Annotated in this window: 15 protein-coding genes and 12 tRNA genes; 2 read left to right on the top strand and 25 right to left on the bottom strand. The window is 37.6% G+C overall.

What is annotated here, in order from left to right:
• Positions 1–182: 182 nt before the first annotated feature.
• The 13 genes from HNR27_RS17870 to HNR27_RS17810 form a co-directional block, all read right to left on the bottom strand.
• A tRNA-Ile gene (locus HNR27_RS17870) sits at positions 183–256 on the bottom strand.
• Positions 257–264: 8 nt separating this feature from the next.
• A tRNA-Gly gene (locus HNR27_RS17865) sits at positions 265–338 on the bottom strand.
• Between the two features lie 206 nt (positions 339–544).
• A tRNA-Pro gene (locus HNR27_RS17860) sits at positions 545–621 on the bottom strand.
• 7 nt (positions 622–628) lie between these two features.
• Positions 629–705: transfer RNA gene (locus tag HNR27_RS17855), tRNA-Arg, on the bottom strand.
• Between the two features lie 76 nt (positions 706–781).
• A tRNA-Leu gene (locus tag HNR27_RS17850) sits at positions 782–865 on the bottom strand.
• A 27-nt stretch (positions 866–892) separates the two neighbouring features.
• Positions 893–977, bottom strand: a tRNA-Leu gene (locus tag HNR27_RS17845).
• 9 nt (positions 978–986) lie between these two features.
• Positions 987–1,062 (bottom strand) — tRNA-Lys (locus HNR27_RS17840).
• A 339-nt stretch (positions 1,063–1,401) separates the two neighbouring features.
• A tRNA-Gln gene (locus tag HNR27_RS17835) sits at positions 1,402–1,476 on the bottom strand.
• An 11-nt stretch (positions 1,477–1,487) separates the two neighbouring features.
• A tRNA-Asp gene (locus HNR27_RS17830) sits at positions 1,488–1,564 on the bottom strand.
• 24 nt (positions 1,565–1,588) lie between these two features.
• Positions 1,589–1,660: transfer RNA gene (locus tag HNR27_RS17825), tRNA-Glu, on the bottom strand.
• A 9-nt stretch (positions 1,661–1,669) separates the two neighbouring features.
• Positions 1,670–1,760, bottom strand: a tRNA-Ser gene (locus HNR27_RS17820).
• Positions 1,761–1,763: 3 nt separating this feature from the next.
• Positions 1,764–1,838, bottom strand: a tRNA-Asn gene (locus HNR27_RS17815).
• A 396-nt stretch (positions 1,839–2,234) separates the two neighbouring features.
• Positions 2,235–2,693, bottom strand: coding sequence for a SprT family protein (locus tag HNR27_RS17810; RefSeq protein WP_429340688.1), 459 nt, complete (start codon positions 2,691–2,693; stop codon positions 2,235–2,237).
• Positions 2,694–2,987: 294 nt separating this feature from the next.
• Between HNR27_RS17810 and HNR27_RS17805 the strand changes: the two genes are divergently transcribed.
• Entirely contained in the window at positions 2,988–4,469 is a 1,482-nt protein-coding gene (locus HNR27_RS17805) for a catalase (RefSeq protein ID WP_212920618.1), read from the top strand.
• A gap of 54 nt (positions 4,470–4,523) precedes the next feature.
• Here HNR27_RS17805 and HNR27_RS17800 read toward each other — a convergent pair whose 3' ends face one another.
• A complete protein-coding gene (locus tag HNR27_RS17800) occupies positions 4,524–6,689 on the bottom strand; it encodes a Tex family protein (RefSeq protein WP_429340687.1) in 2,166 nt (721 codons plus the stop codon).
• Positions 6,690–6,873: 184 nt separating this feature from the next.
• On the opposite strand from HNR27_RS17800, the gene HNR27_RS17795 reads away from it, so the two are divergent.
• On the top strand, positions 6,874–7,782 hold the full coding sequence (locus HNR27_RS17795) for a nuclease-related domain-containing protein (RefSeq protein ID WP_429340686.1): 909 nt from the start codon (positions 6,874–6,876) through the stop codon (positions 7,780–7,782).
• Positions 7,783–8,498: 716 nt separating this feature from the next.
• Here HNR27_RS17795 and HNR27_RS17790 read toward each other — a convergent pair.
• The 11 genes from HNR27_RS17790 to alr all read right to left on the bottom strand — a co-directional run bounded on the left by HNR27_RS17790 (position 8,499) and on the right by alr (position 15,585).
• Positions 8,499–9,089 carry a PP2C family serine/threonine-protein phosphatase gene (locus tag HNR27_RS17790; RefSeq protein WP_429340685.1) on the bottom strand — a complete coding sequence of 197 codons (591 nt, stop codon included), beginning with the start codon at positions 9,087–9,089 and terminating at the stop codon, positions 8,499–8,501.
• Between the two features lie 5 nt (positions 9,090–9,094).
• On the bottom strand, positions 9,095–9,883 hold the full coding sequence (gene sigB, locus HNR27_RS17785) for an RNA polymerase sigma factor SigB (protein WP_429340684.1): 789 nt from the start codon (positions 9,881–9,883) through the stop codon (positions 9,095–9,097).
• Positions 9,855–10,331, bottom strand: coding sequence for an anti-sigma B factor RsbW (gene rsbW / locus HNR27_RS17780; RefSeq protein WP_429340683.1), 477 nt, complete (start codon positions 10,329–10,331; stop codon positions 9,855–9,857). Before rsbW ends, sigB begins: the two co-directional genes overlap by 29 nt.
• Positions 10,332–10,664 (bottom strand): anti-sigma factor antagonist, encoded by a 333-nt coding sequence (locus tag HNR27_RS17775; RefSeq protein ID WP_212920623.1) that lies wholly within the window; start codon positions 10,662–10,664, stop codon positions 10,332–10,334.
• Positions 10,665–10,743: 79 nt separating this feature from the next.
• On the bottom strand, positions 10,744–11,754 hold the full coding sequence (locus HNR27_RS17770; RefSeq protein ID WP_212920624.1) for a PP2C family protein-serine/threonine phosphatase: 1,011 nt from the start codon (positions 11,752–11,754) through the stop codon (positions 10,744–10,746).
• Positions 11,755–11,845: 91 nt separating this feature from the next.
• Positions 11,846–12,247 carry an anti-sigma regulatory factor gene (locus tag HNR27_RS17765; protein WP_212920952.1) on the bottom strand — a complete coding sequence of 134 codons (402 nt, stop codon included), beginning with the start codon at positions 12,245–12,247 and terminating at the stop codon, positions 11,846–11,848.
• A 4-nt stretch (positions 12,248–12,251) separates the two neighbouring features.
• Entirely contained in the window at positions 12,252–12,608 is a 357-nt protein-coding gene (locus tag HNR27_RS17760) for an STAS domain-containing protein (protein ID WP_212920625.1), read from the bottom strand.
• 5 nt (positions 12,609–12,613) lie between these two features.
• Entirely contained in the window at positions 12,614–13,483 is an 870-nt protein-coding gene (locus HNR27_RS17755; protein ID WP_212920626.1) for an STAS domain-containing protein, read from the bottom strand.
• A gap of 182 nt (positions 13,484–13,665) precedes the next feature.
• Complete coding sequence (locus tag HNR27_RS17750) at positions 13,666–14,025, bottom strand: type II toxin-antitoxin system PemK/MazF family toxin (protein ID WP_212920627.1); 360 nt, start codon at positions 14,023–14,025, stop codon at positions 13,666–13,668.
• 3 nt (positions 14,026–14,028) lie between these two features.
• Entirely contained in the window at positions 14,029–14,313 is a 285-nt protein-coding gene (locus HNR27_RS17745) for a CopG family ribbon-helix-helix protein (RefSeq protein WP_212920628.1), read from the bottom strand.
• A 144-nt stretch (positions 14,314–14,457) separates the two neighbouring features.
• Positions 14,458–15,585, bottom strand: a complete 1,128-nt coding sequence (alr, locus tag HNR27_RS17740) for an alanine racemase (RefSeq protein ID WP_429340682.1) — start codon at positions 15,583–15,585, stop codon at positions 14,458–14,460.
• Positions 15,586–15,724: the final 139 nt, after the last annotated feature.

The following is a 15,724-nucleotide window of genomic DNA, read 5'->3' as shown; positions in this document are numbered from 1 at the left end:
AAAAGCACGCTAGCTTTTAGATTATTAATAGAAAAAACAGGGTATGTTTTTTCCTTACATACTGGTTGTTTTGTTCAGTTTTCAAGGAGCAAATAATTCATTGTCTTTTGTTTGCGACAACTATTATAGTTTATCACATCGTAAATATGATGTCAATAACTTTTTTCATCTTTTTTAGATGATGGGCCTGAGTGGACTCGAACCACCGACCTCACGCTTATCAGGCGTGCGCTCTAACCAGCTGAGCTACAGGCCCATAATTATTGGAGCGGGTGAAGGGAATCGAACCCTCGACATCAGCTTGGAAGGCTGGAGTTTTACCATTAAACTACACCCGCATTTAAAGTGTATACTAGATATTTAATTATAATTACGCAAGACATGCCCCTGCATCTACTTGCTTACTCGAAGAAGTTAATCCTTCGGGGCAACTTGTAGCGGATTCGGTAGAAGTCAAGCTCGTGGCTGGAGTTTTACCATTAAACTACACCCGCATAAAAATCAAAATATTAATCTACTTATTGAAGTATCAACTTTTTAGCACTGGTCGGGAAGACAGGATTTGAACCTGCGACCCCATGGTCCCAAACCATGTGCTCTACCAAGCTGAGCTACTTCCCGAGACATATGGCGCGCCCGAGAGGAGTCGAACCCCTAACCTTTTGATCCGTAGTCAAACGCTCTATCCAATTGAGCTACGGGCGCAAAAAGCGACGTATTTAAATATAACACATCAGCTAAACTAAAGCAAGAGTTTTTTGTTCCAATTATCCGGACTAAGTGCGGCCGAGAGGACTTGAACCTCCACGGGATTAACTCCCACTAGGCCCTCAACCTAGCGCGTCTGCCATTCCGCCACGACCGCATAAAGAATACAACGTATTACATTAATTGGTGCGGGTGAAGGGAGTCGAACCCCCACATCCGAAGATACTAGATCCTAAGTCTAGCGCGTCTGCCAATTCCGCCACACCCGCATTTTCTAATGGTGAGCCATGCAGGATTCGAACCTGCGACCCTCTGATTAAAAGTCAGATGCTCTACCGACTGAGCTAATGGCTCATGTTTGTTAGCGATACTAATTTCACATGATAGTTCATCAAGATGCCCCCTGCATCTACAAGTATATCCAAAGAAGTTACATGCTTCGGGGTTACTCGTAGCAGATTCGGTGGAAGTAATGCTCGTTGCTCTACCGACTGAGCTAATGGCTCATGTTTGTTAGCGATACTAATTTCACATGATAGTTCATGGAGGTTTACCAGCGAAAGTGCTCGTCATTGAAGATAACCCGAAGTAGCAATGCTCCTCGCAAGCCTGTACATAGCTGCTCATTCAAAGATGATGACGGCTAGCTAATGGCTCATTTATAGTTTGTTAATCTTCTCACAAACAAAAAATTGGCTGGGCTACTAGGATTCGAACCTAGGAATGACGGGACCAAAACCCGTTGCCTTACCGCTTGGCTATAGCCCAACAAATTTAAATGGCGGTCCGGACGGGACTCGAACCCGCGACCTCCTGCGTGACAGGCAGGCATTCTAACCAACTGAACTACCGGACCTTTGCTATTCAGTTTTTTAAAAAATGACCCGTACGGGATTCGAACCCGTGTTACCGCCGTGAAAGGGCGGTGTCTTAACCGCTTGACCAACGGGCCATAACAGAATGGCGGAGAAGGAGGGATTTGAACCCTCGCGCCGGTTACCCGACCTACACCCTTAGCAGGGGCGCCTCTTCAGCCACTTGAGTACTTCTCCATTTGGCTCCACAGGTAGGATTCGAACCTACGACCGATCGGTTAACAGCCGATTGCTCTACCACTGAGCTACTGTGGAATAATTAAGATTTAATAATCAACTAAGTTATTGCGTGTTAATTCAATAATGTTGACCCCTGCATCTTCAAGTTCAGGCAAAGATGTCTATTGCTTCGGGGTTACTCGTAGCGGATTCGGTAGAAGTAATGCTCGTTGCTCTACCACTGAGCTACTGTGGAATAATAATTTTTCAGTGACGAAAAATATCATACAATAAATTAGAATTGATGTCAAGATTTTTTAACTTAACTTCGGAGATTCTTTATCCGTTTCTCTAAAACAAGTTTTTCTTAAGACTTTATATAATTTATCATGCTTAAGGCATTTCGTCAATCTATTTTCTAGGTCTAAATTTTTAAACTTTTTATCGCTATATCACTTCCTTAATTTCTTAATCTTTCTATCTTTAAGCGAATTATTTCGTTAATCTCTTTAACTCTCCCCTACAAATCCCACAACGAAACTTTCTTATATTAACCTTTCTAACCCTATTATAGATATGGCCACATTGTTGACATTTGTATTGATGCTTTTTTTGATTTAAATTAGAAGGAAGTGGCTTACAGTGTCTTGGAGAACCTGTTTGTTTTAATAGAGTTTTAAACTCTTTATCACCATGTTTATATCCTTTTCCTTCTATATGTAAATGATAGTGACATAGTTCATGCTTTATAATACCTATAAATTCACTGTGGTCCATTTCATAAAAATATTTTGGGTTCAATTCAATAAGTCTTTCCATTGGCAAATATCTCCCGCCAGTAGTACGAAGACGACTATTAAACACTACCCTATCAACAAAGGGTTTATTAAAGAATTGTAGCGATAGTTGGTTTACTAATTCCTCCAGCTCTTTCTCATTTAAAAGTTTCATTTGCGAAAATCACCCTCGACATTAACTGTTTTACAATCCCTATACCTACTAATTACCTATATAATTCAACATTCTGTTGTGTTATTTAAAATAATTATAATTAAAAATTGATTTTTATGTTTAATCCATTATAATATAAGTAGTGTGATTGATTAAATTACTCTCGAAAGGAGGAGAATCTAGTATATCTTTATCCTTTAGATAGGATTTTTTTAATCAAACTACCTATTTAGTAATCTCACTATAACTATGATACTATACTTTATGTATATTAAAACAGGAGGGACATATTCAATGAGTGAAAATAAGAAAAAAATGACCACTGCATTTGGAGCTCCAGTACCAAATGATGATGATGTTAAAACAGCAGGTCCAAGAGGTCCGCTATTAATGGAAGACTTCTGGTTCTTAGAGAAGCTTGCACATTTTGACCGTGAAGTAATTCCTGAGCGTCGTATGCACGCAAAAGGTTCTGGTGCGTACGGAACTTTTACTGTAACTCATGACATTACGAAATATACAAAAGCAGCTATGTTCTCAGAAGTAGGTAAGAAAACAGATATGTTCTTACGTTTCTCTACTGTTGCTGGTGAACGTGGAGCAGCTGATGCTGAACGCGACATTCGTGGTACAGCACTTAAATTCTATACAGAGGAAGGTAACTGGGATTTAGTTGGTAACAACACACCTGTATTCTTCTTCAGAGATCCTAAACGCTTCCCTGATTTAAACCACGTAGTTAAACGTGACCCAAAAACAAACATGCATAGTGCACAAGCAAACTGGGATTTCTGGACTGGTATACCAGAAGCACTTCACCAAGTAACTATTGTTATGAGTGACCGCGGAATTCCTGCTACTTACAGACATATGCATTTATTCGGAAGTCATACTTACAGCTTAATTAATGCTGATAACGAACGCGTATGGGTAAAATTCCACTTCCGTACACAGCAAGGAATTAAAAACCTAACAGACCAAGAAGCAGAAGCTTTAATTGGTAAGGATCGCGAAAGCCACCAAAGAGATCTTTATGAATCAATTGAAAATGGAGACTTCCCTAAATGGACGCTTTACATTCAAGTAATGACAGAAGAAGAAGCGAAACAAGTACCATACAATCCATTTGATTTAACAAAAGTATGGCCTAAAGGTGATTTCCCTCTTATCGAGGTTGGTGAGCTTGAGCTTAACCGTAACCCTGAGAACTATTTTGAAGAGGTTGAGCAAGCAGCATTTGCTCCGACTAATATTGTTCCTGGCATTGGTTTCTCACCAGATAAAATGCTTCAAGGTCGTCTATTCTCATATGGTGATACACAACGCTATCGTTTAGGTGTAAACCACTGGCAAATTCCAGTTAACTACCCTAAAAATGCGAAGAACTTTAACCCATACCATCGTGATGGTGCTATGCGCGTAATTCCTCATGGAAACCAAGTTTCTTACAGCCCTAACAGTTACGGGGAATGGCAAGATAGCAAAGAACATCAAGAGCCTGCATTACAGCTTGGAGCAGATGTAGATTATTATGATTTCGATAAAGATGATGATAAATACTTCGAGCAACCAGGTAACCTATTCCGTTTAATGACTGCTGAAGAACAACAAAGATTGTTCGAAAATACAGCTCGTGCAATGGAAGGTACTACGAAAGAGGTTCAATTAAGACATATTAATCATTGCTATAAAGCAGACCCAGCTTATGGTGAAGGTGTTGCAAATGCACTTGGAATTTCTATGAGTGAAGTTGAAGCTGCTAGTGATGTAGAATAATAATTTCTCATATAAAAAGCACTGCGGAGGTAATACTCCGTAGTGCTTTTTAGCTTATTCCTTAATCATAGATAAAGCTACTCTACCTTTATTTAAATCAACACTCTCAACCCAAACTGTTACAACATCCCCAACAGAGGCAATATCCATTGGATGCTTCACAAAGGAATTAGACATTTTAGAGATATGGACTAAGCCATCTTGTTTCACTCCAACATCAACAAACACACCAAAATCTACTACATTTCTTACCGTTCCTTGGAGTTCCATTCCTGGCTTTAAGTCTTCTAGTGACAATACATTTTTCTTAAGTAAAGGCTGCGGGTATTCATCACGTGGATCTCTCTCCGGCTTACTTAGAGCTTGAATAATATCTTCTAGGGTTGGTTCACCAATATTCAATTGAACAGCTGTTTCCTTCTTATCAAGTGTTGCTAGTTTTTCCCCTAATTTATCAGATCCTATATCATTAATCGTACAATCTAGCATTTTTAGCAATTTCTCAGTATGACTATAGCTTTCTGGATGAATAGGAGTACGGTCAAGTGGATTATCACCATCAATTATTCTTAAAAAGCCAATCGCTTGTTCGTACGTCTTAGCTCCAAGGCGAGGAATTTTTTTAAGCTGATTACGATTTGTAAATTTACCATTCTCATTTCGCATCTTCACAACATTCCCGGCTACGGTTTTGCTTAAACCAGAAACATACTGTAACAATGATCTTGATGCCGTATTAACATTAACCCCTACTTGGTTAACCGCTGTTTCCACAACAAATGATAATGATTCATTCAATGATTTTTGACTAACATCATGTTGGTACTGACCTACGCCAATTGATTTAGGATCAATTTTTACTAGCTCTGCTAATGGATCTTGAACCCTACGTGCGATGGATGCAGCACTTCTTTCTTCAACTTGTAATTCTGGAAATTCTTCTCGCGCTAATTCAGAAGCAGAATACACACTCGCACCCGCTTCATTAACAATGATGTAAGGAATATCTAGATTGTTTTTAGTGATAACATCTGAGATAAACTGTTCCGTTTCCCTAGATGCGGTGCCATTTCCTATTGCGATTAATTCCACGGAATATTTACGAATAAACTCTAATACTAGCTTCTCCGCACCAACTACATCATTTTTTGGTGCTGTAGGATACATAACACCGACTTGAAGTAGTTTACCGGTTTCGTCGATAGCAGCTAATTTACAGCCTGTTCGATATGCAGGGTCAACCCCTAATACAGTTCTTCCTTTTAATGGTGGCTGTAATAGCAGATTCTTAAGGTTTGTAGCAAAAACAGATATAGCTTGTTCTTCTGCTTTTTCCGTTAGTCCTGTTCTTATTTCCCGTTCAATGGAAGGTTCAATCAAACGTTTGTAACTATCTGCTATAGCGGCCTTCAATATTGCCGAAATCTCTTCAGTAGCTTTCGGTTGAATAATTTTCCTTTCTAAATAGGCAATAATCGTTTCAACTGGCGGATTAATCGATACCTTCAGTACCTCCTCTTTTTCACCACGATTGAGAGCTAGTATTCGGTGAGATACAATTGACCGTACGGCTTCACTATAGTCATAGTACATTTCATAAACACTTTTTTCATCTTTTTCTTTATTTTTGACTTCTGATTGGATTAACCCACGCTTAAAGGTCTCATTCCGAATATATTCACGGTATTCCGCTTCATCAGAAATCCACTCTGCAATAATATCATTAGCTCCTGCAAGAACTTCTTCCACCGTAAGTAATTCATGCTCTTCTGATATATATTTTTCCGCTTCCTGAGAAACAGCAAACGGATTCTGCTTCCATATTTCTATTGCAAGTGGCTCTAAACCCTTTTCTTTTGCAATTGTTGCTTTCGTTCTTCTCTTTTGTTTATATGGACGATATAAATCCTCCACCCGTTGAAGCTGAGTAGCTTTACGTATTTCGTCTTCTAATTCCGGTGTAAGCTTCCCTTGTTCATCTATTAACCGGATTACTTCTTCTTTTCGCTGTGATAAATTATAAGCGTACTGCCACTTATCCTGAATGGCCTTTATTTGCACTTCATCCAGTCCACCTGTTACCTCTTTACGGTAACGGGCAATAAATGGAACTGTATTTCCCTCATCCAATAAAGCAATAACCTTGTTAACTATATTCGAATGAACTGCGGTTTCTTTTGCTACCCACTGGGATAATTCTTGTTTTAAATTATCTGACACTGTACTTCCTCCTTTACATCTCCCTTATTTTATCAAAATCACATGTAGAACAACAAACATTCTCTTAATTTGAATCGCGATTGAGGCAGAATCTTATGTGGTATTACCTAATGAATTTACAATATTAAAATAGGAAGTTTACTAGATTGATGATATAATAGCCTAAAAAATAGGGAGGAACAAAATGGAAGTTAAAAAACGAACCCCTTCAAGAGAGTTGCAAATCCTTAATAGTTTATCTTATCGAAGTATTCTTTCAGAAAAGGAAAATTTTCACTATCTCAATCTAAAAAAGGGATATGAAGGTGAGTTATTATTCGATCGAATAGTGGATCAACATCTCCACAGTGAATGCCTCATCATAAAAGATTTACTCCTAACTGTCTACAACACTACATTTCAAATTGATACGCTGATTATTTTCCCTAATACGATTGAGCTCTTCGAAATTAAAAATTATGAAGGTGAATACACCTACGACAAAGACAAATTTTATAAAAATGCCGATTATAAAATAACAAATCCCGAGCATCAAATAGAACGTGCAGAGACCCTCTTACGTCAATTGCTTAAAAGCCATGGTTTTAGCTCCTCGATCAATGCAACAGTAGTTTTTATCAATCCCGAGTTCACTTTATTTAATGCCCCCACAGACAAACCATTCATCCTGCCATCTCAAATCAATACCTTATTAAATAAGTTAAATTCTAATCCATCAAAGTTATCTGCTCAAAACAAAAGACTAGCAGAAAAACTAATCGCTCTTCATCAGAAAACCTCTCCACGACAAATACTACCAAAATATAATTATGATCAGCTTCGAAAAGGTATAAGCTGCCATCATTGTAATTCATTTTCCCTAGTAGCAAAGGGACATTCTTGTATCTGTAATAAATGTGGTGAAAGAGAATTATTGTCAAACGCGATTATTCGCAGCACTCGAGAGTTAAAACTACTTTTTCCTGACATGCGGGTTACCACTAGTAACATATTTGATTGGTGTCGTATTATTCCTTCCAAGCAACGAATAAGAAGAATATTAATGAAGCATTTGAAGCTAATTAGTAATGGACGCTGGTCTTATTTTGAATGAGAAGAACCTGGTAAGGTAGTTCTTACCAGGTTCTTTTTATTGCTCCGTATTAGAGAATACAACCTAACAAGCTGCACTATGCTTCATTTCGAACCTCAAACATAGCTCGAAGTGATGTTTATACCCTCTCTATGATTCATTTCGTACACCCAACTTGGACCAAAATGATGTTTATACCTGCTCTACGCTTCATTTCACACCTCTGACTGGATTGAAATGATGTTTATACCTCATCTATGCTTCATTTTACATCCCTTACTAGGGCTGAAATGATGCTTATTCCCGTTCTATGCGTCATTTCACATCCCTTACTAGGACTGAAATGATGCTTACACACGCTCTATGATTCATTTCAAACCCTCGACTCGGTTCAAATGATGCTTATTCCTGCTCTATGCTTCATTTTCAAGCCCCTGAGTCTGGCCAAATGATGCTTATTCCCGCTCTACGCTTCATTTCGCACCTCTAACTAGATTGAAATGATGCTTATGCCTACTCTATGCTTCATTTCAAGCCCCTAAGCAAGACCAAATGATGCTTACACACGCTCTACGCTTCATTTCACATCCCTAACTAGGACTGAAATGATGTTTATACCCACTCTTCCTCCAGCCCTCCTCAAACAAAATGATGTTTATCCCCTCTAATCAAAGCCACGTCCTTCTGAATCAACCACAATTCTAAAGATAAAAAAATAAGACCAGCACTTTGCCAGCCTATTTACGCTCATATCGAATTGCAATTAAGGTCGTATCGTCTTTTCTTGGGCGGTTACTTTTTAATTCGAAAGTCTGTGTGATTCTTTCAACATCTTTATCAAAAAAGTAGCTTTCTGATAAATCTTTATTGGTTACTCCGTCCGTATAGAGTATAAAATTCATCTCGTCCTCAAGTGGTTCATGGATGAGTTTAATTTTTGTGTGATAGCCAGCTAAGTAACCTGCAGTTGGAATGCTGCGTTTCTTTTCATTTTCACCTGTAACAGTCATTACTCCTACATTTCCGATAGATGAAATAGAGTAGCTCTCCGTCTCATAGTTAATTTTTAATAATGCTAAGACGGAGCCACGTTTTCCAAGTAGCTTCTCGTTACACTTTACTATGATTTGTTCAACAGAATCAGAGTTATTTTCCTTAATGGTATCTATGACAATTTTGGATGACTCTTTTGCAAATTCTCCACTACCTAAGCCATCTGCGAGCGCACAAATAAATCCATGTTTTGTTTCTAGATAGTAATAGCTATCTCCACATTCAGAATTCCCGTCCTTTGCTTGCTGAAAAACTGATACGTTAATACGGTTCATAATTATTACAATACCTCCGCACTATCTGAATTTATTGCTTCACGGAGTTTTTTTAAAGACCTACGCTGTAAACGTGAAACATGCATTTGTGAAATTCCTAATCGTTCACCTGTTTCTTTTTGACTCAGATTCTCGAAATAAGTATACCTAATAATCTGTTGTTCACGTTCCGTTAGAATAGGTAGTACTTTCTCGATAAGCATTTTATAATCAATTTGTGTGTAACCTGATTCATTAGCCCCAATCATATCGATTATCGCAACTGTACTACCGTCTGATGTACCTTCGATATTTTTATCTACTGATATGGCCTTGTAGCTCTTGTTCATTTCCATCGTCTCTAGTATTTCTTCCTCAGAGACCTCCAAATACTCAGCAATTTCTTGTACTGTCGGTGAGGTTTGATTAATTGTAGTTAGTTCGTCAACGGCTTTCTTAATTTTCGGACCCAATTCCTTTATTCTTCTTGGTACGTGAACACTCCATGTTTTATCTCGAATAAACCGTTTTATTTCTCCGACTATCGTAGGAATTGCAAAGGATTCGAATGTTTTACCAAATGAGGCATCGAAGCGTTTAATAGCTGCCAAAAGCCCTATCATTCCGACTTGAACTAAATCTTCATGAATCATACTATTCTTAGAGTATTTTCTGGCAATGGATTCAACAAGATCTTGGTAGGTATGGATAATTTTCTGCTGTGTCACTTCATCAGAAGGGTTTTCTTGAAGATATTTAATCCACTCGTAAACCTCATCTCTTCCTTTATTGTCCGGTTGAGACGTGGTCGTCATTTAACCCCACCCCTAGTTTCTCAAGGTACTTTGTCATAAGGACAATAACACCAGAGTCATTTTTTATTTCAACCTTATCCATTAAAGCATTAATCAAAAATAATCCAAAACCTCCTTCTCGAAGGTTTTCAATTGATTCTTCGTTAGCCTGGGGACCAATATCTTCTTTTATATCTTGTAAGTCAAAGCTCCCTCCACGATCTGCAACCATTATTTCTAAACGATTATCATATACACCAAACCCAATCGTTACTTCACCTTGCTCTTCACCGCGATATGCATGGTTAACCACATTCGTCACCGCTTCTGAAATTGAAATCTTCAAGTCCTCAATATCTTCATATGTGAAGCCCATTCGATTTGCTATACCAGACAGGCTCAAACGTATAACACCTACATATTCTGGCTTTGCAGGAAACCTCATTTCAATAAAATCAAACGATTCCATTTATCCATCCACACCTCGAATCGTAGTGTTAATATCCATTACCTCATTTAATCCCGTTATTTGAAACAAACGATGCACCCTATCCTGCAAGTTTACTAGCTTTAGATTACTAGCATGCTCTTTTGCAGATTTAAGCGCATTAATAAATATTCCCAGACCCGTTGAGTCCATATAGCTCACATTCTCTAAATTAATTTCTAGTAAATGTCCTTTTTTCATTGTTAGTGGGAGTAATGCTTCTTTTAACTCCGATGCTGTATAAACATCAATTTCACCGGATAAATGAACAAACGATTCATTGTTCTTTTCATCTATTTGAATTTGTAGATTCATAACTAACCCTCCATTACCCCAAATCAAATAGTATTATTTTAATCCATTTGTATATCCCTTTACCCCTTGCAAACCTAGGCTAAACCTGTTTTTTTATCATAATCAGCGTAAAATCATCCCTTAGCTGAAAATTTTGCAAGCGTTCAAAATGGCGATATACATGATTAACAGCTTCCTGAGATGGTAGATGAATATATTTTTTGATTACATCAATCACTTCAGTTCTGTCAATAAATTGGTTATCCCTACGACATTCTGTTACTCCATCCGTAAGAAGTATAATAATGTCACCCTTTTCGAGATTCAGTTCGTCCTGGACATAACTAGCATCCGGATTGACACCGAGAACCAATCCTTTTGATTCAATATCCTTAAATTTTTGTAGCCTACTACTGTAATAAAAGCCTGGTTCGTGCCCCGCCGAAGAATAGTACAACTTTCCTGTATCCGGTTTATATTGCGCATAGAACATCGTAATGAACATACTTGGATCGACATTTCTTTCTACAACACGATTTATGCTTGCAAGAACAGTATCAGTCGTCATAATATTCTCCGGAAAACTATCCATCGCATATTTTATCATAGACATAGAAAGGGCAGCCGGAATGCCTTTTCCGATTACATCCGCAATGGTAATACTAATTGTACCATCCTTCCCCTTCACAAAATGATGGTAATCTCCATTCATTTGATTGGCCGGCACACTTATTACACCGATATCCAATTCATCTGTCTCAGGTATTTTAGACTGTAGTAGCATTTTTTGCATTCGCGCTGCTACTAATATTTCTGATTTTATCGCTAGCTGTTTCTCTCGAAGATTTTGAAACTCCTGATGTGCAAGCCCATAGGAAATCATTGCCTCTAACAAAAAGTGCATAGAAGGCTTAATTTTATCATGTAAATCTGGGTAAATTTCGAGTAGTGCCTGGATATGTAGATTAACAAACTCCTCTGGCAAAATATTTTTTTTTATAAAAGACTTAGAGATTTGTTCTGCACCATATAGTGCCTGCTCGTCTTGTGTTTCAATATATTTTTTTAATAAAGCTGTATAATTCCGTGTATCTATTTCTCTTGTATCCATAGTGAACTCTCCTATTTTTATTAGGAATCTCATTAGACTATAAACAAACCTCTTTAGAAGTTCATAAAGCGTATCGTATAAGTCCCAGTTCTTATCTAAGCCATTTGACAGTGACAATGGTTGTTCCCTTATTCACCTCGGATATAATATCAAAATCATCCATTAATCTTCTAACACCTGGCAAACCTGCACCTAATCCACCAGAGGTTGAGAAACCATCTTCCATTACTTGACTTAAATCTTTGATCCCAGGTCCCTTATCTTCTGCCTTAATAGAAATCCCTTTTGTATCTAGTGATTGCACTATATTAAAAGAAATTTTTCCTTCCCCGGCATATAAATAAATATTTCGAGCAAGTTCAGATATAGCTGTCGTAATACGTGCCTGATCGACAGTACCAAAGCCTATATTTTTGGCAATCTCGCGTCCCATTTGACGTGCTGCAACAATATCCCATTCTTTTAAAATGGTTACACAGGATTGGGAATTCATCATATTACTCCCCCAGTTCCTGATGTAATTTCAATAGGCCTTGTTCTAAATCCAATGCGGTAGGGACATTCTGTAAATGAATACCCAATTCAATTAGGGTCATCGCAACCGCTGGTTGAATTCCAGTTAAGACAACTTTCGCCCCCATAAGGTCTGACATCGACACTACATCTCCTAATACCTTCGCAATAAAAGAATCAATCACATCAACTGATGTTAAATCAATCACTACACCAGTTGCTTCTGTTTTATGAATTTCACCAAGTAAATCTTCTTGGAATTGAATCGCCGTATGATCGTCTAATTCTGTTTGAATTGATATTAACAAATAATTATGTAGTTTTAAAATAGGTATTCGCATCTAATTTAGTCCTCCTTACTAATCCCTAGAATTTCATTAAAATATTGGGATTTATTATCCATTTCCACTATCGACTTATTGGTAATTTCAAGCGCAAGCATAAAGCCTTTCTTCAATGTACTTTTCGTAGGAAGTTGTGAGAAATTAATCCCCAAATTGACAATAGTTTGTGCAATCTCTGGACGTATCCCCACTAATATACACTTAGCCCCTAACAAACGAACCGCCTCGGTAGCCTGAAATAAATGATGTGCAACCATGGTATCTACTACTGGTACACCCGTTATATCAATAAGTACCACTTCTGCATTATGTCGCATAACACCTTCCAACAAATTTTCCATGATAAATTTGGCACGTTCTGTATCAATCGTACCAATTAAAGGCATGATGGTGATATTATCCATTACTGGAATTAATGGAGCAGATAATTCTTGTAAGGCAATTCGTTGTAGGGACACGATATGTTCCCAGCTAACTGAATATTCATTAACTAAATGTCTAATGATAGGCTCTACCCATGAATCAACATTACTCAATACACTTGCTATAAACGCTGGATCAACTTCTTCCAATTTATTTAAAATAGTATTTAACGTCACTTTACGAAAAACTAATAATCCATCCGTAATATAGCTCAGTGGCCAGCCAAGATGGATGATTTTCTTTGAAAATTCCTCTACTACCATAGTCGAACCATTTTCTCTAATACTACTAAATATTACATTAACAAATTCCTTATTATTGCTTTCATATAATTTATCAGAGATATCCATCGTGTAATTTACATTTTTTAATAAATTTATTTCCTTTAACCATTCATGGATAATATCATCACTATTCTCAATGGCAATATTTCTCAGATCCCTGTTCATCCCCGTACATACCCCCAATAAAATAAATATTATAAATATTTTCACATGATGTGATGATTATTGCAAATATCTTTTGTAATGATTGTTTAATGATTGCCCTCGCCTAGAGTAACTTATAATTATGTTTTTTAATCACCAAAACATAAAAAAACTCATAGTTATAAATATCTAACTATGAGTCATTATTGTCCATACATGTCCTTAAGCCCAAGACTTATTTCCAATGCATGATTTATTTTCTGCATCATTTCATGATCTAATTTGGTTATTTTATCTGTTAGTCGCTGTTTATCCAGTGTTCGAATCTGTTCTAACAAAATAACAGAATCTCGATCAAACCCATATCGTTTGGCATCTATCTCTACATGCGTAGGTAATTTTGCTTTTTGAATTTGGGCTGTAATTGCAGCAACTATTACAGTTGGGCTAAATCGATTTCCAATATCATTTTGGAGGATCAATACAGGACGAACGCCCCCTTGTTCCGATCCAACTACAGGGGATAAGTCAGCGAAATAAACTTCGCCTCTCTGTACAATCAAAATCTACACCCCGATCACAGAGCGCTCTAAAGTTATTTCTGCCTCCTCTTCAGCTTGAAAAGCCTCTGAAGCAATAGAGAGATTGATTCTTGCCATTTCCTGATAGCCTTTTTGCATGGATTTATAAAAATTTTGGATGTATTCTTCTTTCTTAGCTTCTAGATATGCTCTAGTTGCCTGACTGATGATGTCACTTAAATCTCGATTCTCTTTTTTCACTAATCCATCCACCTCGTTTAGTAGGGTTTTAGGTAGTCGTACCATTACTTCTTGTAAACTCTCCGACAAAACCAAGCACCTCCGCCAACCGCCTGAACGTCCATTTTCTATTTTAATCAAATCTAATAATATCATTGTATTGCTCTAATTGCAAAGGCTTCTTTAAGAATTTATAGGCTTATAGTCCTTGTCTTAAGAAATCTTACGTTAGCTTCAATTTGAATCCACGTAGACCCTCGGTATTCGTTCGTTTATCATACAAGGTATTTCATAGGTTATCGTATCTAAATAGCGTGCGATTTCATCCATCTCGATACAATCATTACCCTCTGAACCAATTAGCGTTACTTTTGTCCCTACATCATAATATCCATCTAGCTTTATCATCGTTTGATCCATGCAAATTCTTCCGATAATTGGCATTCTCTTACCATTTACTAAAACGTTCATTCCCTGTAGTTTTCTATTCCAGCCATCGCCATAGCCAATGGGAATTGTCCCTATCCACTCATCATTTTTAGCAATATAGGTTTGCCCATAGCTAACCGATTCACCCTTGGCAATTTTTTTCACGTGAACTAGTCTACTATGAAGTGAAAAAGCTTGCTGTAGCTGGATAGCATGTTCTTCCCTCACTTCCTGAGATGGATACAACCCATACATGGATATGCCAAAACGCACACAATTATACATCTTTTCTGGAAATCTTATTGCCGCAGCACTATTTCCTATATGAATCATAACTGGCTTCTTCCAGTACTTTTTAAATACATGCAGGAATGCTTCGAACCTCTCCGTCTGTTCCCGATAGAAAGAAAGATCCTCCGCATCTGCCGTCGCAAAATGTGTAAAAATACCAGATAAGTGTATATTCTTATTCTTAGCTATTTCCTGTAAAATACTTACCATTTCTTCATCTGAACGTATTCCAATACGGCCCATCCCCGTATCTACTTTTAGATGGAGCTTTAAAGGATTTATTAAATCTTGTTTCCCTACTTCTTTAATCCAATCCAATTGAAAGAATGTTAAGGTTATATTATGTTCTGCTGCTACACTCGCATATTTGGCAGGAACAAACCCCAATACAAGTATAGGTGCAGTAATTGCGGCTTCTCTTAAAGTCAACGCTTCCTCTAGTATGGCAACTGCGAGTCCGCTCGCACCAGATTCTAATGCTTTTTTGGCCACTGGGACAATCCCATGTCCATATGCGTTTGCCTTCACAACAGCTATAACGTTACTATCTTGCGGTAGTTTTTCCTTTATTTGCGTAATATTATACGCTATTGCATCAAGATTTATTTCAGCCCAAGTATCACGGTACATTTTCTCTACCACAAGTAATTACTCCCTTCGATTTTCACATAATCCTATTATATCAAAAATAATTATCCGCCCGTAAAACGGGCGGTTTTAGTTTCGCCCTATAAGGGCACTTTACCAACGTGGCCCCTAAAGGGGCTTTTTGAATTGACCG

This window comes from Ornithinibacillus bavariensis (genome assembly GCF_050433565.1).
Lineage (GTDB): Bacteria > Bacillota > Bacilli > Bacillales > Amphibacillaceae > Ornithinibacillus > Ornithinibacillus bavariensis.
The sequence above is the reverse complement of the archived record's forward strand: the minus strand, read 5'-3'. Positions and strand labels throughout refer to the sequence as shown.